Annotated in this window: 17 protein-coding genes; 4 read left to right on the plus strand and 13 right to left on the minus strand. The window is 37.1% G+C overall.

The genetic code is table 11. The features are described from left to right. Positions 1-53: 53 nt before the first annotated feature. Together C8270_RS00650 and C8270_RS00655 are read right to left on the minus strand one after the other, a co-directional pair. The gene (locus C8270_RS00650) at positions 54-677 is read right to left on the minus strand and encodes a transporter (protein WP_106494638.1); all 624 of its coding nucleotides are present in this window, start codon (positions 675-677) and stop codon (positions 54-56) included. A 426-nt stretch (positions 678-1,103) separates the two neighbouring features. Beyond that, the gene (locus C8270_RS00655; RefSeq protein ID WP_106494639.1) at positions 1,104-1,385 is read right to left on the minus strand and encodes a GNAT family N-acetyltransferase; all 282 of its coding nucleotides are present in this window, start codon (positions 1,383-1,385) and stop codon (positions 1,104-1,106) included. A gap of 117 nt (positions 1,386-1,502) precedes the next feature. Here C8270_RS00655 and C8270_RS00660 point away from each other — a divergent pair, with 117 nt between their 5' ends. Next, on the plus strand, positions 1,503-1,703 hold the full coding sequence (locus C8270_RS00660) for a hypothetical protein (protein WP_106494640.1): 201 nt from the start codon (positions 1,503-1,505) through the stop codon (positions 1,701-1,703). Positions 1,704-1,757: 54 nt separating this feature from the next. Here the strand turns inward: C8270_RS00660 and cyoE are convergent, their stop codons facing one another. Continuing rightward, positions 1,758-2,687 (minus strand): heme o synthase, encoded by a 930-nt coding sequence (gene cyoE, locus C8270_RS00665; RefSeq protein WP_106494641.1) that lies wholly within the window; start codon positions 2,685-2,687, stop codon positions 1,758-1,760. 171 nt (positions 2,688-2,858) lie between these two features. Further along, on the minus strand, positions 2,859-3,056 hold the full coding sequence (locus tag C8270_RS00670) for a DUF4177 domain-containing protein (protein ID WP_106494642.1): 198 nt from the start codon (positions 3,054-3,056) through the stop codon (positions 2,859-2,861). A gap of 163 nt (positions 3,057-3,219) precedes the next feature. Here C8270_RS00670 and C8270_RS00675 point away from each other — a divergent pair, with 163 nt between their 5' ends. Further along, positions 3,220-3,702, plus strand: a complete 483-nt coding sequence (locus C8270_RS00675; protein WP_106494643.1) for a hypothetical protein — start codon at positions 3,220-3,222, stop codon at positions 3,700-3,702. Between the two features lie 119 nt (positions 3,703-3,821). On the opposite strand, the gene C8270_RS00680 is transcribed toward C8270_RS00675, so the two are convergent. Continuing rightward, the gene (locus C8270_RS00680) at positions 3,822-5,516 is read right to left on the minus strand and encodes a methyl-accepting chemotaxis protein (protein WP_106494644.1); all 1,695 of its coding nucleotides are present in this window, start codon (positions 5,514-5,516) and stop codon (positions 3,822-3,824) included. Positions 5,517-5,870: 354 nt separating this feature from the next. Between C8270_RS00680 and C8270_RS00685 the strand changes: the two genes are divergently transcribed. Then, on the plus strand, positions 5,871-7,043 hold the full coding sequence (locus C8270_RS00685; RefSeq protein ID WP_106494645.1) for an N-acetylmuramoyl-L-alanine amidase: 1,173 nt from the start codon (positions 5,871-5,873) through the stop codon (positions 7,041-7,043). A 349-nt stretch (positions 7,044-7,392) separates the two neighbouring features. Here the strand turns inward: C8270_RS00685 and C8270_RS00690 are convergent, their stop codons facing one another. Together C8270_RS00690 and C8270_RS00695 are read right to left on the minus strand one after the other, a co-directional pair. Further along, complete coding sequence (locus C8270_RS00690) at positions 7,393-8,493, minus strand: AbrB family transcriptional regulator (protein WP_106494646.1); 1,101 nt, start codon at positions 8,491-8,493, stop codon at positions 7,393-7,395. Between the two features lie 285 nt (positions 8,494-8,778). Continuing rightward, the gene (locus tag C8270_RS00695) at positions 8,779-9,285 is read right to left on the minus strand and encodes a DnaA N-terminal domain-containing protein (RefSeq protein ID WP_106494647.1); all 507 of its coding nucleotides are present in this window, start codon (positions 9,283-9,285) and stop codon (positions 8,779-8,781) included. Between the two features lie 363 nt (positions 9,286-9,648). Here C8270_RS00695 and C8270_RS00700 point away from each other — a divergent pair, with 363 nt between their 5' ends. Further along, the gene (locus C8270_RS00700) at positions 9,649-10,548 is read left to right on the plus strand and encodes a 3-hydroxyacyl-CoA dehydrogenase (RefSeq protein ID WP_106494648.1); all 900 of its coding nucleotides are present in this window, start codon (positions 9,649-9,651) and stop codon (positions 10,546-10,548) included. A 111-nt stretch (positions 10,549-10,659) separates the two neighbouring features. On the opposite strand, the gene C8270_RS00705 is transcribed toward C8270_RS00700, so the two are convergent. The 6 genes from C8270_RS00705 to C8270_RS00735 all read right to left on the minus strand — a co-directional run bounded on the left by C8270_RS00705 (position 10,660) and on the right by C8270_RS00735 (position 17,379). After that, positions 10,660-11,214, minus strand: a complete 555-nt coding sequence (locus tag C8270_RS00705; protein ID WP_158701546.1) for a DUF3231 family protein — start codon at positions 11,212-11,214, stop codon at positions 10,660-10,662. A gap of 214 nt (positions 11,215-11,428) precedes the next feature. After that, complete coding sequence (locus C8270_RS00710; RefSeq protein ID WP_106494650.1) at positions 11,429-12,694, minus strand: Rpn family recombination-promoting nuclease/putative transposase; 1,266 nt, start codon at positions 12,692-12,694, stop codon at positions 11,429-11,431. Positions 12,695-12,900: 206 nt separating this feature from the next. Next, on the minus strand, positions 12,901-13,701 hold the full coding sequence (locus C8270_RS00715) for an MBL fold metallo-hydrolase (protein WP_106494651.1): 801 nt from the start codon (positions 13,699-13,701) through the stop codon (positions 12,901-12,903). Between the two features lie 570 nt (positions 13,702-14,271). After that, the gene (locus tag C8270_RS00725; protein WP_106494653.1) at positions 14,272-15,228 is read right to left on the minus strand and encodes a tRNA dihydrouridine synthase; all 957 of its coding nucleotides are present in this window, start codon (positions 15,226-15,228) and stop codon (positions 14,272-14,274) included. Between the two features lie 441 nt (positions 15,229-15,669). Next, entirely contained in the window at positions 15,670-15,978 is a 309-nt protein-coding gene (locus tag C8270_RS00730) for a hypothetical protein (protein ID WP_234028442.1), read from the minus strand. A 36-nt stretch (positions 15,979-16,014) separates the two neighbouring features. Continuing rightward, the gene (locus C8270_RS00735) at positions 16,015-17,379 is read right to left on the minus strand and encodes a sodium-dependent transporter (protein ID WP_106494654.1); all 1,365 of its coding nucleotides are present in this window, start codon (positions 17,377-17,379) and stop codon (positions 16,015-16,017) included. Between the last annotated feature and the right edge of the window lie 103 nt (positions 17,380-17,482).

Below are 17,482 nucleotides of genomic sequence, written 5' to 3' on the forward strand. Positions count from 1 at the left end.
TTATAAGGGAAAAATTCGTAATAAGATAGGAATTGGAAAAAGAGCCTTTCTTGTCATTCTCGACTTATGGCTCTTTTCTTGCTGATATTTTTTACAATTGATTCTATTTTAGTGAACACCCATTGCAGTGCCAATCCTTGGATTATAATCCCCAGAATCGATGTCCCTGTCAAGGCCCATATGACAACTGGGTTTTCAATCACAAATAGTTGATGACCTACAAACATTAAATGACTCAAAAGAACGCCCCATGCATCAGCGTAAGTTGGAATTGAACTTTCAAATTGCCAAATAAGCACAGATTCAGCAACTAAAAAAGCAACAATTAGCGAGACGATCCATATCATAGATTGATAGGTGATTTTTTCTAAATAGGGGAAAACATAGTACTTGGTTATCGTCTTAATTCGAAACAAATGGATCACGCGGACAATTCTAGCTACCTGAAAAAATTGATCAAACGGAATAATAGCAATAACAAGAAATGGATTTTGTTTTATAAACGTCCACTTTTTCTTGGAAGTTACCAAACGAACAAAAAAGTCGACAAAAAACACAATCCAAATGATCCAATTTATCGTTGAATTATATGCACTATCTGTCCAAAGTGTAATGATTGTCAGCATAACGAGCAGGATCATTATTCCCTCATATGCGATTTTCATTATGTTTTGCATAAAACGTACCTCTCTTTACAACCTCTCTTTCTATTATATTAGAAAAGCATGCAATGTGACTACCCGCATGTCTTGCCTGCTGTACCCGTCATCAGCGTATTTCCATATGTCACCTGTAACGAATACTGTTAGGGGATGGGCTATGAAGTTCCATTACCCGATGATTTAATTTTTGAGGGGTTTATACTGACTGATCAAATCAGGAATTTAGATTGGACTGCGCTGAAAATCAAAATTAATGGACAAGCTCCACAGAAAGTAGTGAAACATGTATAAAACGGGTTAATACGTTTCTATCGTTAGAACAGATCATTTAACTTATCATGCAACACAAGAAAAAAATCCACGTCGGTAAACGTGGATTTTGCATTCAATACGAATAAATAACATGCTTAAGCTTTGAGTGTTGATTTATCATTTGTTTCACTACTCTTCGCTTAATACATCATGATATTCCGGTGTTTTTTCAATCTTACTCTTAGCATACGAGCATTCAGGAATAATCTTCTTCCCTTCTTCTCTCGCATATGTAACGACTTTTTCTACAAGTTCCCCAGCAACACCTTCACCACGTAGCTCGTCTGATACATACGTATGATCAACCGTTAATTGATTATCACCAGTCTGCTTAAAGGTGATAATTGCCAACGGATCATCCTCATTTTCACCTACAAAAAATTTTCCCTCACCTTTTTTAATGGTAACCATCCTATCTCTCCTTTCATTTGTATCATTAACCCAAAACGCATTGTGCAATCATTTGTAGACATGGTACATATTTTCTAACATTATCGTCATTCTATAAGTGAAAGGACGATGATATCTATGCCAAGACAAACGAGAAATATCGGAGGAGAAGCTTCTCCTCATTTTGACGGCAAGCGTGATACCGTTACAAATGACCCAACAGGTGTACAAATGGGTGTGCGAGCAGATGTTAATAGTCAGAAAAACCCTTACCACGTTAACAAACTAAAAAACGATGAAAAGGAAACGCCCGATAACAATTCAAACGACAAATATTGATTGTCGTTAGTACCAAGCTACTAGAGGAGAAAGTTAACATCCTCTAGTAGCTATTCAATTAAATACCGGCAATGTTACAACGACCATCATCACAAATAGTATGGTTAAATAACTTAATGAATAAATAAAGTTTTTATGGGCCCATTCCCAATCATCTTTCGCTGAAAAGCCTTGGAATCCTAAAACGAGCCAGCCAATATTTAGTATGGTAGCAATCACCATAAAGGTTGTACCGAGTGATGCTAATAAAAATGGCAGTGGCAATAAACAAGCAATATAGACAATCATTTGTCGCTTGGTAAATGCAAATCCATATACGACCGGAAGCATCGCTACTTCAGCCGCTTTATATTCATCATATTTTTTGATTGCTATTGAGAATGTATGTGGAATTTGCCAGATAAACAAAATAAAAAATAAGACAATTGGAACGACATGATAAGCTGGTTCAATCGCTGCCCACCCAATTAAAGGTGTAACCGCTCCAGAAACACTTCCAATTACAGTGTTCAACGTATATTTTCGTTTTGACCACATTGTATACAGAATCACATACACAAACCAGCCCACAAATGCGTAAATGGCTGCTTCAATTGTTGTAAATAGTAAGAGAATCAAACCAATGACAGAAAGGGCAATTCCCATTACCAACACAATACGTAATGAAAAGTTCCCAGTTACCGTCGGCCGTTTTTTCGTTCTAGCCATAACCGTATCAATATCAACATCATACCAATTATTCAGGATAAGTGCACCAGCCATAACGAACGTGCTCCCCACAATCGTCAATAAAAATACTCCCCAATAATCCGCAAAGGCAGAATCGGTAAAATAAAGGGCCAGCCAAAAACCTGTAAAAACAGGTAATACATTAGAAATTAAAACAATTGCCTTAAAAAGTTCCTTAAGATCAGAAACAAAGGAATTGTGTTCATTCGGTAATTCATTCGTCTTCTGTGAAGAAGGTGTATCCGCTTTGTTCATTCAATATCTCCCTTTAACAGTGGAATTCACCTTAAATAATATAAGTGATACACCTATTATAATGGTTTTAACGTTATAATTTAAGTAAGTTGAACTAGAAAAAATAGTCGCAATATATTTGAAAGTCAAGTTCCCTTGTTTACGTTCAAAGGTGCTAATATTTTGTAGACATTACTCGATTTTTCTTTTAAACACCAGATGATTAAAATCTACCGAAACTGTATTTCCCATACCACCTACTTGAGGAATGATATTAATCAACTCCCATCCTTCCTGGCCAAGGGAATTTAGTTTTTCTTCTAGCTCAGGACTGTCAACGCCGGTAATTGCATATTTCCATGGCTCTACAATATATTCCCATCTTTCCATTATACCGTCTCCTTCCTATTTTGCTCTTTTATAGCTACGGATAACCAACTAGAATGGTTTCACCAGAATTGCGCACCATTTACAAATTACCGATTTTATAGAAACTTTCCCGTAATGTTGGACTTCCACTGCATCATATGGTGATGTATGGAGGTGAAATTATTTGAAAAAAGCGTTAATCGGCATACTCCCCATTATATTCCTACTCGTCGGATGTTTCAGTGACCCTGTAAAAGATGATTTGCTTCGCTATGTTAACCATGAAATGAACACTGCCTTTGAACTGGAGGATACTGCTATATCTGCTTATAATAATGTTTCCGGAGTCAATTATTCGGATGATGAAACGATGTATGCCGCATTAGTTGATGATGTTATCCCTAATTACAATGAATTTATCAAGGAACTAAATTACGTAAGTGTAGAAACAGACGAGTTAAGTGAAATACATGAAATATACATTGAAGGTGCCGACATTCAATACAACGCATTTGTTAAGATTACGATGGCATTGGAGGAACAAGATGCAAGCATAATAGAGGAAGCCAATGGAATGCTTGATGAGGCAAAACGGCATCTGCGTAACTACCGAAGTAAACTGAACAAATTGGCTGATGAACATGATGTAGAATGGGAAAAAGAGTAATTTATCCCTCCCAGCCACACTCAGTTTATTCAGCAACTTAACTTTTTATATAAGGCGAGAGACTAAAGTGAATGGGCCACCTTTAGTCTCTCACCTTTTTAACTCTTTCCGATAAAAACTTAAAGCTTAAACTTTCCGACCAATTTATTCAGTTCTTCTGCCAATTTTGCAAGATGTTGTGAACTTCCTGCAACTTCTTCCATCGATCCACTTGCTTGTTGGCTCGATGCAGCCGTTTGTTCAACACCTGCTGCTGATTCTTCCGAGACGGAGGCAATCTCTTCAATTGATCCATTCATTTCCTGACTATTTGCTGCAATGTCAGATAAGTTAGCCGATACTGTTCTAATATTTTGGACCATTTCCTTTATTGATGTACTGATTTTATAAAAAGTATCACTAGTAGTTTTAATTTGCAATGTCCCTTGCTCTACTTCTGAATATCCTTCTTTTAACGATTCAGCAACAACTCCTGACTCATTTTGTATAGTAGAGACAATTCCTGTAATATCATTTACCGAAGTTGATACTTGTTCAGCAAGCTTTCTTACCTCATCGGCAACAACGGCAAACCCTTTTCCATGCTCGCCGGCTCTGGCTGCTTCAATCGCTGCGTTTAGTGCAAGCAGATTTGTCTGATCCGCGATATCTTTTATCACCTGGACTAATTTAGATATTTCTTGCGCCTGATTGTCTAAGACATTCATTTTCTCAACAGCTGTACGAACAATTTGATCAATTTTAGTCATTTGCGTGGTAGATGAATCCATTAGTTGTGTACCTTGATCTGCCATTCCTAACATATCCGTTGAATGTTTTTGCACACGTTCCCCGTTTGCATTTGCTTCTTCAACCTTAGTAGTAAATGATCCCATAATAGATGCCAATTCACTTGCATGATTAGACTGCGTTTCAGAACCTGTTGCTAATTCTTCCATCGTTGCAGCAACTTGTTGTGTCCCGGATTTCACTTCATCAGCTGCTTGTGTTAATTCTTCACTATGACTAGATAATGTTCCGGAAACAGTGTGTATCTCCATAAGCAGCTCTCTTGAGTTATGATTCATTTCATTTACGGCTTCTACTAATTGGCCAATCTCATCGTTTGATTTTTTCTCTAATGGTTCGTGACTAAAATCACCACTAGCAACAGATTTCATACGCTGCATAATCGCCACAATCGGGGTTGATATCACCCGAGCAATAACAAGTGACACAATGATTGCTATTGCTAAAACAACAACTGACACAATGATATCCACAATTAGCGAGGCTTTTCCATATGATTGGAGATCCTCCCCGGTATTTGTGATTTTATCTTCCCTCATTGTAGCCATTTCAGCAAAACCATCCGTTAATTCATCTGCTAATGGTTTTACATTTGTAGCCATCATTTCCATTGCCGATTCTTCATTACCATTATCATATTCTTTGATAACTTTGTTGATTGTTTCTCCCCATTGTATCTTTTTCTGAACTAGCTCCTTAACTTTTTCTGAATTGCTAAGTTTAATTACTTTCTCCTGTAGTTCGATTCCATCATCCGTACGAGCTTGAAATTCTTTTTTCAGCTCCTGATCACCATATAACAAATAACCACGTATTAACGATGTTCGTTGTGCGATGTTTAATGTTATTTTTTCGTCCAAAATTAATAGTGGCTGTTGTTCCTCGACGATCTCATTTGTATTACTATTCAATTCTTTGATTGCAAGAAAATTATAAACTCCCAAAAGGATAATTAATAGAAGAACGAAAGAAAATCCAAACAATATTTTCTTCTTCAAGCTATTAAATTGAAATAGATTTTTCATTTTTATACACCTCATTTTCTTGTTGTTATTTAAAATCTCTTTTGCTTTTGAAAAAAAATACTTCTACATTATATATCGGAATTATAGTGGCATACCATAAGTAGTTATCAATAATTTTTATAGAAGTCTATTTTCTAAAAGTTTATTATTCAAATGAGATAAAACAACATTTTAGAAGCACTAAGCATCTAGAATACACGTAAACTCCTTAAAAATAATTTATCACCCCCAGACCAACCCTACCAATTTCCAATTCTACAAAAATATATTGCCTAACTATGTTTAAACCTTACTTCTCTTGGACATGCTATTTTACTAGTTTACTAATTTAGTAGGAATAGAAGGTGACGACGGATGATAAGGAATGGCAAAGTTATTACGGCAACATTGATTATGGTTGGTTTATTCATTTTTGGTTCAGCTTCAATCGTCCAAGCTGATAGTGAACAATTATATAAGGTGGATACATCGCAATTAAATATGCGAACCGATCCTTCAGATGAGGCGAAGATCGTTGGCAATCTTGTTGAAGGAGATAAAGTCATGGTTTTTGAGGAACAGGATGGATGGGTTAAAACCTTCTATACAGGAGAGCCTGTTTGGGTAGCCTCGCACTTTTTAACATTAATCAATGATGAACCACAAACTGAACAAGCAACCGAACACAAGAATAAAGATACAGAAACAGGTGCAAATACAAATTTAGATAAGGAAAAGACGGCGGCTTCTGAAAATGAAGCTACAGACGAAACAAAAACAGAAGCGAAAGAGTCACTCACAGAACAAGAAACAAAAAAGGAAACAAAAGAAGAAAAGGACCAGGGTAAACGAAAAGAAGGATCAGTAAAATATTGGCATTCTTTCCCTAAGGAAGCTGATATTCAAGTTGAGGAAGAGGTTAAAAAGAAAAAGATAGCGGAACAAAAGAAATATAAACTATCAAAAAACTCTATCACTATTACACAATCTACTGATCAACCATTAGATGGATACAACATTGTAGTTGATGCTGGCCATGGCGGAAAAGATTCAGGGGCTGTTGTAAATGGTGATGTTTACGAAAAGAACATAACGTTGAAAACCGCAAACACTGTCGCAAACCAATTACAGAATGCAGGAGCAACTGTTACTCTAACTAGATTGCAAGATAATTTTATTTCCCTTGATAAGCGTGTCGGTATTAGTAATTCAGATGAGGTTGATGCATTTATTAGTATCCATTTTAATGCATTTAAAGATTCCGCTGTTAATGGCATCAGTACGCACTATTATGATGATGAAGTGAGTAAGGGTCTGGCAAATAATCTTCATTCTTCGATTATGAAGCAAATAGATATGCATGATCGCGGAATTAGGAAATCGGATTATCTTGTTCTGCGAGAAAATGACAATCCGGCTACTTTGATAGAGCTAGGTTTCATGACAAATCCCGATAATTTGAAAATGATACAATCAGAAGACTATCAAAATCATGTGGCCCTAGCAATAAAAGAGGGACTGGAGAATTATTTTAATAGAACGTCTTAAGAAACAGTAAAGATTAATGGGGAATCCATACACCGAGGCTGGGACAATTCAGCCGTATATTGACACAACGTAGAAAAGAAACTTATATTATCCGCAGCTACAAGCTTTATTTCAGCTGACATTAGTGTTGAATCATTTAGAATACCTGTCGATGATGGATATATGGATGCCAGTGTCATGATAAGCGGATACAATAGTGCAGTACTTAAGTTGGATTTAGAGAAGAATCGTTCAGCTTTAAATGATTTCTTGAAACACAACTAAAAATGAACAAAAGGTTTCCGTGTAGGAGAAACCTTTTGTTCAGAAACATAATATTGCTGTTGCGTAGGCTGATTTATCATGTATTTCAACTTTTCTGTCGCACTTTCTTTCTATTCATCATTTTGTACATCAATTTAAATAAAGGCGGTACTGCGAAATAAATAAAGAAGGTTCTAAATAGCTGATAGCCCGATACAATAGATAAGTCCGCATGGATCTCATGGGCGATAATCCCCATCTGATCCATCCCTCCAGGGGCCATACTTAATAGCGACGTCGCTTTTGATATAGGGTGAAGCTCTGTAAGGATTATGCTTAATGCGACGGAACCAATCACAAGCATAATGCCACTTCCAAGCGCAAGACTAATTGTCCTCAACTTTCTCTGCAGTTGATCCGTTTTGAGCATCAACCCTACATGGGTCCCGATCATCAGCTGAGCGGCATCGATCAGCATCGGTGGCAAATGCGGCCCTTCCATGCCAGATAATTGAAGGATACTTGTGCCAATAATTGGTCCAAGTAAGTAGGCTGTTGGAAATTTTATTTTGGTACCGACAAGTGCGAACACAATACTTACCAATGCAAATATAAAAATATTAGGGTATAAGCCCGCCCAATTTGCTGATGTTGACGCAGGAATTGAGGCATCTGTAGTTGCCCCGCCTTGCCCAAACATGGGGATGGAGACTAGCAATGGCATAACTATGATAATAATCATTAAACGACAAACTTGTGTAACCGTAACGACAGCTAGGTTAATCCCTTTCGTTTCTTCAGCCAGCATAATCACCTGTGTAAGCCCACCAGGAATACTACCTAACAATGATGTACCATAATCACTATCAGAAAGCCTAGAAACAATATAAGCAATCCCCGAACAAAGCAGCAACAGCAATACAGTCATAAATAGCATAGATGGTAATTGAAGTGCCATTTTATGCAAAGCAGTAGACGTCATGGACAATCCGATCGTATATCCAACAATGATCATGCCTGCATTACGAATAGAACTAGGCCAAACATAATCTCGTTTCATCGCATTTGTTCCAATTAAAACAGCAATCATTGGTCCTAGAAGCCAGGGAACCGGAATATGGAGTAACGTAAAAATCACACCACCAATGACAGCAGTAAGAAGCGTTGGCATGATTTGTTTGGTTGTATTCGATGCATGTTGTTCCATATTATGTAATCCCTCTTTGGTTAAAATGTTGTAGGTATACCGTGGTCTCGATCAAAAATTCCAATGACTCCATTCTAATGCTCACCCATCAGCAACACAAGTGAGACGTGGGGACAGGTCCCTTGTCCCAGGAGAAAGAAAACCAATGAAGGAATTTGCAGCCTCTCGTTTGGTAACATTTTAAACATCCTCTAAAAAAGAAAAAACATTCAATCCAAAGGGACCAAATGTGGGAAATATCAATGTGAATTATTCAAAAATAATGCTTCATAAAGAGTTATAGTCTTAATTGTTTAATCTAAGAAGTTGATTTTTTATTTGTTCCACTTCGGATTCTAAACGATCTATCCGATCAAGCTCGTATCCTATATTTAGTTGGTTATTACGTTCAAATTGAGATTCGCGACCCAGGTGAAATTCCGCTTCGTCGTGTGATAAGAGGAAATATTTCTTTAATACATCAAACAAATTTTCTTTCTCTATCAGACTTAAATTATTAATCTGAGCTAAAATATGATCTATTTTACGATCTGAATATGAAAGAGCCATATCCTCTTCTTCTGCAGTAAACACCACTTCTGGCATTTTTTTCGTAACCTCATAAATTGCATCCTTCACTAAAGAAATATATCTCATTTCCAGCCAATCTTTTGCAAATTCATTTGAGGTAATAATTAACCAGCTTGTTTGTTCTATTTTTAATTTGCTTGGCTTAAACCAAGTCTCAAAAGTTGGCTTACTAATGCGGTCACTTATTACATCCAATACTTCTTTCCATACGTCATTTTCCATGCTAAATCCTCCTCGTTTAGCGATTTTTTGTTTTTCCGACTTTACTGTGGAGATATTTATACAACTATCTCTGCCCAATCTCTTCTGCACATGACCGGGGTCAATCAGGCGTTAAATTTCTCCCGATTAACACTCCCTAAACCACACCGTCGCATACATATTATTGATGTCATTATACCATATCATAATGGGACATGAGGACAGGTTCCTTGTCCCGCAAAAGCTGTCAAAACTAACCGAAAAATGCTCCCTTCTCCTCTACCGCCATCCCATCAGCACTCCGAAATTGACACTAGTGAGACCGAGTGAAATAATAAAAATGGTAGATACTTTATAGTAAAGGGTTAAAAAAGGAGAATTGCTATGAATTTTAAAAATATCACTGTTGCTGGTAGTGGTGTATTAGGTAGTCAAATTGCGTATCAAATTGCTTTTAAAGGATTCCATGTCTTTGTATACGACATTAATGATGAAGCATTAGCTAGTGCAAAAGAAAGAATTATGAAACTGAAACAAAATTATCAAGAAGATTTAGGCGCTACTAAGGAAGATGTCGACACTGCGTACAATCGTATTTCATTCAACTCTAATTTATCAAAAGCAGTTCAAGATGCAGACCTTGTGATTGAAGCAATTCCTGAAGTTGTCCAAATCAAAACGGACTTTTACAAGGAATTAGGGAAGGTATCTCCTGAAAAAACAATTTTTGCATCAAATTCTTCTACATTATTACCAAGCCAATTTGCCGAAGCGACAGGCCGGCCAAAAAAATTCTTAGCCCTACACTTCGCTAACGAAATTTGGAAAAACAATACAGCAGAAATTATGAAACACCCGGGTACGGACATGAACGTATTTGATGAAGTAATCGAATTTGCCAAAGCCATTGGAATGGTCGCTTTACCATTATATAAAGAACAACCGGGCTATATTTTAAATTCTTTATTAGTTCCTCTCTTAGATGCTGCTCAGATGCTTTTATTAAAAGAGGTTTCTGATGTCGAAACAATCGATAAAACATGGATGGTCGCAACAGGAGCACCCCAAGGCCCATTTGCTATTTTAGACGTTGTAGGAATCACCACGGCGTATAACATTACACTCGCAAAAGCCGAAGCAACAGGTGATCAAGACTATAAAAAATTAGCTGAGTTATTGAAAACAGAATACATCGATAAAGGAAAACTAGGTAGGGCAACAGGAGAAGGATTCTACACCTATCCAAACCCAACCTTTATGAAATCAGACTTCTTAGAAGGCTAACGAGGACGGGGCAGAATAACTGTCCCCGTGCCTTTGTCCTTTTAAACCATAAAATGAGACATCTTTCCTTGTCCCTGCTATCTCCACTTAATTCCCCTTTCTCTAACTTATTTAGTTTGGTGCTCCGGGCGGGTGATAGTAGGGCGGGATTTTAAGCCATCCTTTCTTTTGCATTAAATCTCTTGCTTGATACCCAAGGGACAATTTATCCATTTGGAATTTGACAAACATTAAACCAACATCCGTTCGAAGGCTTTGGCTTGCTGATGCTGCACACATATCTGCAGCGGTAACAAAATTTATAAGTAAAGTATTAATTATTTCATCTTCTGTTAACTTCGCACCTAATGGTATGGAGCTTGACTCAGACATAGGCTTATCTTCAGGCAAAGTCGGTAACGTAACCCCTTCATTCCTCATGAAATCGGACAGTTGCTTTTTATGAGATTTAGCAATTTTTAATGCCTCCTGGATCATTTCTTGTAGTTTAGGATCTGTTACGGTGTTAAGACCAACCTGTTCATATGTAACAATTCCACCCACAAAGGCAAGGTATGTCCAGCATGCCATTGTCTCACCTACATGAAGTGGCATCTGACTATTATCCGTTAATGACTCTATGATCTTTGTTGCGGACTGAAACATATTTGTGAATTTGTTTGCCATCATGACCCTCCAAAAAAATCTTTTTCTTCACTGATATCATTTACATCCGCTTCGAAATTATTCAACTACATGGGGACATGGAGACAGGTCCCTTATCCCGCAACAATCAGCAAAACTGGCCAAAAATGCGAATCAAATCCCAAGCTTAGTTTAAAAAAATGAACAGCTTTTTCACAAAAGTGATAAAAGCTGTTCATTTTTTTGCCAATTTTATTTACCTATCAAGCTGCTGATTTTTAATATTTTCTAGCCGCGTAAGGCTTTTTTTCTGTTGCTCTAAATCTCTTTTTTTATGCTCTATTCCTTCTTTTCTTTGTTCAAAATCCTTTTTCTCCTGATCAAGTTCCCTATCTGGTTGTTCCCTTTCCTGCCTCAATAGTTCCCTCTCTTGATTCAATAGCTCCTTCTCTAGTGTTATTAATTCTTTCTCTTGCGCAAATATCTTCTTTTTCTGTATGAATATTTCCTTCTCCTGCGTAAACACTTTTTTCTCCTCCGTAAGTTCTTCCTCCTTCTCTGTAAATTTCTTTTTCTTCTCTATAAAATCGTTCTTTTCCGCAGCAAACATCTCTTTCTCCTGTGCGAATAATTCCTTATTACGTTGATACGCCTCTTCGTCCAACACTTGCTTCAACCTTGATTCATAAGCAAGACGTTGTTCTTCTTCCATACTTAACTCTTCCCAGTTTTGAAATGCTGAACGTAGTGATTTATCCTTCATGGAAATCTCCTCCAGCTCATTAAATATATCGTCATAAACCTTCCTATTCCTGTGGTCAACCATGCCAAGCATCAAGAGCCACCTTGCCAGCGCATCGTTCCATGGATCAAGTTTATCATCTTTCCAATCCCTTATTAACTTAGTCATTTCAATAAAATGAAATTCCATTATATCTGTCAATTTGTATTTATCCTCATCTTCGTACAAATGATATGTGGTATGCAATCGTTCTGTTTGACTAAACACATCAAAATTAAGAATGTTTATTGAAATAACCGGTCGCAACTCTTTGTAGTCCATATTCTTCTTCAAAATATTGTCATAAATCCTGGACCAATAATATATTGAGCGCTTAACCATATCATATTTATCCGTAAATTGAATCTCTACATTAATCCTTTCTTCAGCATCTGTAATAACAAGCAAATCCAATCTAGAAAGTTTATCATCAACATATTCCCTGCCAGATTCTGTATTCATAAATGCAACATCCTTAATTCGGCCTCTATCCGTTTTCTGAAGAATGGCATTCAGTAACACAACAGTTATATCCTTATTTCTTTCATTTCCAAAAAGCTGTTTGAAAGCATAGTCAATTTTCAAATCCATCAACCGTTCAAGTGGTACTCGTTTTAGTAGCTTTGTTCTTGTATTCTCTTTTGCTTCTTGTTTGTGTTTATTATAATTTGGAAAATCTTCTCGTACGTTACTTGCAGTGTATACAGTGGAATTTTCATAGTGTAGTTCAGTTAACGCCATATGAACACGCCCTTTATGTTTATGAGGACTTACTGAGGAGTATTTCTAATCTAATTATAGCAGATCCCGATATCACAAACAAGTGTTCCCGTTATCTTATTTTAATCTCCTACCTCATTTGAGATAGAACCTTCAGCAAAGGCTAATATCCTAATAGAGTTGGATATTGGCCTCTACTTTATCATCACCATTTCAAATCGTAGCTTCTAAATTTCATCCGAAAGAATAGAGGTAATAATATGCAATGAGTCCCATTCCCCGCCAGATCTTGAAATAATTGAATACTTTTTAGGGAAAATCTTCTCTCTGATTTCAGTTATAGATAGCCTGCTATTATACAAATATTTCACTTCTCCGCTAAGATTCTCAAGGTAATCCAATTTTTGTTTCAGCATACTTTTCCCGTTCTTTATGTATCCAGCATGACAGCAAAACATCGATCCAACATCATAATTCAGTACCGCTCGAATGGATTCCATAATCGTTGGAATGGATTCACTGTTCATAATTACTTTTGTTTTCGGTGCAACAAATAGGTCCCCGGAAAATAATGTACCTGTTTCTTCATTAAAAAAGGAAACATGATCATCTGCATGACCTGGTGTATATATTACCTTCCACTCATTGTTTGCAGATTGAATCGTATCCCCAAGCGGCGAAGCTTCAAATCCTTCTCTTTTTCCCCAAAATATTTGCCGGTATTTGGGATAGTTATATTTTTCCGCACAAATTTCAATTCCTTTTTGATGAACATAAATAGGAACTTCCCGATTTTCTTGAATCCATGGGGCTGTTCCAGTATGATCCTCATGGCTATGCGTAAGAGCTACGAAATCAAATGAGTGCTTATCATAAAAAGGAGTTAATTCAGCTTCAAGGCTTTGGGGCCCTGTATCCACTAACATCCCATCTACCAAAAAAGCATATACGGTATTTGCCTTCTTACCGCCCAGCATAATATCCATTTTCACACAAGTAACATCTTCTTCTTTCGATACGTGCATCATCGATACTTTCACCCCTTCTATAATAATTAGATTCTAGAAAAGTATTGAAATCCCTCCTTTTGAATGGGACACGGGAGAATGGGACACGGGGACAGGTTTCTTGTCCCAGGCTGTATAGGCGTAGTGGCAAGGTTAGCGGGTGGGACACCTAACCTGTCCCCACGTCCCACCACTGCCAATGATCGTTACCACAGCCGATTCCGAAGCCAAGAAAAACGGACAAGACGGTTTATTTACGACCTGCAGCAGACAATGTGGTGATAAAATGAAAAATACCCTTTCAAAAGAGATGAATACTTTTAAAGGGTTTTCGGATACGGAATGATATAGGTTTCCCAAATCCCATCTGTTTTGGGATTTGGGAAACAGATTTTTTATCAATAAACCTTTATACATTTTGTTCATGAAATTTATACCTTATTCCATAGAAACTCTAGTTCCAGCTCCTGGTCACATATCCCTCAAGAACCGGACACGAAAAAGGCGGAGAAGGAGAACAGGTTTAACGTGCCACTTCGCTTTTACCTTGAATTGGGACACTTCCCCGTCCCCTTATCCATCAACATTTCTTCACTCAAAGTTATCAAGCAATGCACGCACTTCATCTGTTGACTCTGTGCTCATCAATCGATTTCTTAATTCACTTGCCCCTCGAAAGTCACGGACATATATCTTAAAAAAGCGACGTAGAGGCCTGAATGGACGTGGCTCGAATTCTTTTGAATATTTATCATGAAGATCAAGTTGCAATCTTAAGAGATCAAGCAATTCCTTACTGTTATGGTCTTTCGGTTGTTTTTCAAAGGCAAATGGATTTTTAAAAACACCACGCCCAATCATAACCCCATCAACACCATATTGATGAGCGAGTTCTAAGCCAGTTTGACGGTCAGGAATATCTCCATTGATCGTCAAAAGTGTATCTGGTGCCACATGGTCACGAAGTTTCTTAATCTCCGGAATCAGCTCCCAATGTGCATCTACTTTGCTCATTTCCTTTTTTGTACGAAGATGAATGGAAAGATTAACAATGTCTTGTTGCAATAAATGTGTTAGCCAGTCACGCCATTCGTCAACATCCGTGTAACCTAGCCTTGTCTTCACACTTACAGGCAATCCTCCTGCTTTTGCTGCTTGGATAATATCTGCTGCAACTTCTGGACGACGGATAAGGCCGCATCCCTTCCCTTTGGGTGCCACGTTAGGTGCAGGGCAACCCATATTGATATCCACACCCTTGAACCCTAGTTTCGCCAAACCAGTACTCATTTCCCGAAAGTATTCTGGCTTATCCCCCCAGATATGGGCCACCATTGGTTGTTCATCTTCTGTAAAAGTCAATCGCCCACGTACACTATAGATTCCCTCTGGGTGACAATAACTTTCTGTGTTTGTAAATTCTGTAAAAAACACATCAGGTCTGGCTGCTTCACTTACTACATGGCGAAAAATAACATTTGTCACATCTTCCATTGGTGCCAGTACAAAAAACGGTCGTGGTAAATCACGCCAAAAATTATCTATCATATTCAAAACCTCTCATTATGGGACTCCAGGTCAAACCCTTGTCCCCAAAATAAAAAGCAAAGATGTCCCTGCTTCATTTTTACTTATCCCAAGCTTAAGTACTTTTTATCAAACTAAAGTAAATCTTGACCATTATACATTTTAATATTATTAAATAAAAAGTGCAAAGAAATTTTAAGTAAGAGGAAATGATTGGAGACAGAGGAGCAGATACATTGCTGTTAATTTCCAATTCGTATATAAAGGAAAGTTTGAGGCCCATCTTAATATAAACCTTTTGTTCCGCCATAACCTAAAAAGCCTAAACCCTCTAATTTTATGAGGAATTAGGCGTTTGGTCTTCCACGAAAGCACCTTTTATGGAAGAAACTTATTGAAGGATTTTTTTATTGATAAGACCACTGCCTTTGTTTCAATTAATATCCAATTGCAACTTCTTAACTAGATATCAGTTATGAGGGGGGCTGCATTGGCTACATAGTTTCTATTGACATACCTTTGCCCTTCTACCAATTTTAGAAGCTTTTGAATCACTTTTTCCATAGAAATACCCGTTTTCGGAACGTCTGCCTTTTGAATAATGCGATTATAGTAATCCTCCGTATACTCAGGCATGTCCCCTAACGTTAGTTTGTTAGGATCCTTTAATTCATCTATTTTCGTTAAAATCGTCTTAAAGTAGGACAATAATTCCTCTCTTTGAAAGTCATTCCCATCCATACTAGGAAACAATTTTTGTATTTCCTTCATTATTTGACCTCCTTGATGTCTGTACTAAAAGTAGTTTTATTTAAAGAAACTTAGAATCCAGTCAGATAGCCCTGCTGCATCTAAGAAAACAATGATGATAGCGATTGGAACGATGTATTTTAAAAGAAAATAACAGATGTAAAAGAATACGTATCCTATATTCGATCCTTGTTTTAATTCGTTAAACAAATCTTCTTTTGAAATTTTCCAGGATACAAAAATTGAAATTAATAAGGCACCTAAAGGCATTAAAATATTACTGACTGCATAATCCATCAAATCAAAAATCGTCTTATTAAAGAACTGGACATTTGCTAATACACCGTACGAAAGACAGGCTGGGACCCCAACAATAAATATAAGAATACCAATCACCCAAGTACTTTTCTTGCGTTTACTCGGATCATTTTTAGTAACTGCCGCCACAATAATTTGAATCATAGAAAATGCTGAAGTGAAAGCAGCAAATAAAAATAATATTAAAAACGCCAAAAAGAATAGCATTCCATAAGGCATTTGTTCAAACACGGCCGGTAAAACAGCGAATATTAAAACAGGTCCAGCATCCGGTTCAATCCCAAATGAAAAAACCCCTGGGAAAATGGCTAATCCTGCCAATAAAGCAATGACAATATTTAAGATAATGATAGAAATTGCTGACCGAGGTAGATTTTGCGTCTTAGGTAAATAAGAAGCATATGTAAGCATTACCGAAACACCTAATGACAGCGTAAAGAATGCTTGTCCAAGTGCAAATAAGATACTCTCAGAAGTCAACTTTGAAAAATCTGGTACTAGCAGAAATTTCACACCTTCAATCGCACCATCTAGGCTCAAGGAACGAATCACTAATATCAAAAATAAAAAAACTAAGGCTGGCATCATGACTTTACTTGCTGATTCAATACCTTTTTGAATACCTTGAGAAACGACAAGAATTGTGATGAGCATAAAAACAAGCTGGGCCGCAATCACGGAAAACGGGTTAGAAATAATTTTGCCAAATAGCTCCCCATACTGATCCTGCGTCAATCCATTTAATTCGCCGCTCAAAGTTTTAACAATGTATAAAATGATCCATCCACCTACAACACTGTAAAACGATAGAAGTACAAAGCTTGTAAAGACACCGAGTTTCCCTATAATATTCCACTTCTTTGATGCTAGTTTGCCATATGTTTGTACAGGATCACTTTGGCCCATTCTTCCTATCATAAATTCTCCTAATAATAAGGGCATTCCCAAAACTAGTGTGAAAGCTAAAAATATGAATAAGAAAGCTCCCCCACCACCAGTTCCGGCAACATAAGGGAATTTCCAAATAGCCCCAAGCCCTATCGCCGAACCAGCTGCTGCTAAAATAAATCCTATTTTTGATCTCCATTGCTCTTGTTGTGACATTACTACTCCCTTTCCGATTGAATACCATTCCTTCTACAACAACTGCTGTTTTTGAAAGATTTTTATAAAAAATGATTTTCACACCTATAAAGTTACAAATGAA

Source organism: Lentibacillus sp. Marseille-P4043 (genome assembly GCF_900258515.1).
GTDB lineage: Bacteria > Bacillota > Bacilli > Bacillales > Amphibacillaceae > Lentibacillus_C.

Coding starts and splice junctions, on each gene's coding strand:
- C8270_RS00650 (WP_106494638.1), bottom strand. CDS start 677: ATGCAAAACATAATGAAAATCGCATATGAGGGAATAATGATCCTGCTC.
- C8270_RS00655 (WP_106494639.1), bottom strand. CDS start 1,385: ATGGTTACCATTAAAAAAGGTGAGGGAAAATTTTTTGTAGGTGAAAAT.
- C8270_RS00660 (WP_106494640.1), top strand. CDS start 1,503: ATGCCAAGACAAACGAGAAATATCGGAGGAGAAGCTTCTCCTCATTTT.
- cyoE (WP_106494641.1), bottom strand. CDS start 2,687: ATGAACAAAGCGGATACACCTTCTTCACAGAAGACGAATGAATTACCG.
- C8270_RS00670 (WP_106494642.1), bottom strand. CDS start 3,056: ATGGAAAGATGGGAATATATTGTAGAGCCATGGAAATATGCAATTACC.
- C8270_RS00680 (WP_106494644.1), bottom strand. CDS start 5,516: ATGAAAAATCTATTTCAATTTAATAGCTTGAAGAAGAAAATATTGTTT.
- C8270_RS00685 (WP_106494645.1), top strand. CDS start 5,871: ATGATAAGGAATGGCAAAGTTATTACGGCAACATTGATTATGGTTGGT.
- C8270_RS00690 (WP_106494646.1), bottom strand. CDS start 8,493: ATGGAACAACATGCATCGAATACAACCAAACAAATCATGCCAACGCTT.
- C8270_RS00695 (WP_106494647.1), bottom strand. CDS start 9,285: ATGGAAAATGACGTATGGAAAGAAGTATTGGATGTAATAAGTGACCGC.
- C8270_RS00700 (WP_106494648.1), top strand. CDS start 9,649: ATGAATTTTAAAAATATCACTGTTGCTGGTAGTGGTGTATTAGGTAGT.
- C8270_RS00705 (WP_158701546.1), bottom strand. CDS start 11,214: ATGGCAAACAAATTCACAAATATGTTTCAGTCCGCAACAAAGATCATA.
- C8270_RS00710 (WP_106494650.1), bottom strand. CDS start 12,694: ATGGCGTTAACTGAACTACACTATGAAAATTCCACTGTATACACTGCA.
- C8270_RS00715 (WP_106494651.1), bottom strand. CDS start 13,701: ATGATGCACGTATCGAAAGAAGAAGATGTTACTTGTGTGAAAATGGAT.
- C8270_RS00725 (WP_106494653.1), bottom strand. CDS start 15,228: ATGATAGATAATTTTTGGCGTGATTTACCACGACCGTTTTTTGTACTG.
- C8270_RS00730 (WP_234028442.1), bottom strand. CDS start 15,978: ATGAAGGAAATACAAAAATTGTTTCCTAGTATGGATGGGAATGACTTT.
- C8270_RS00735 (WP_106494654.1), bottom strand. CDS start 17,379: ATGTCACAACAAGAGCAATGGAGATCAAAAATAGGATTTATTTTAGCA.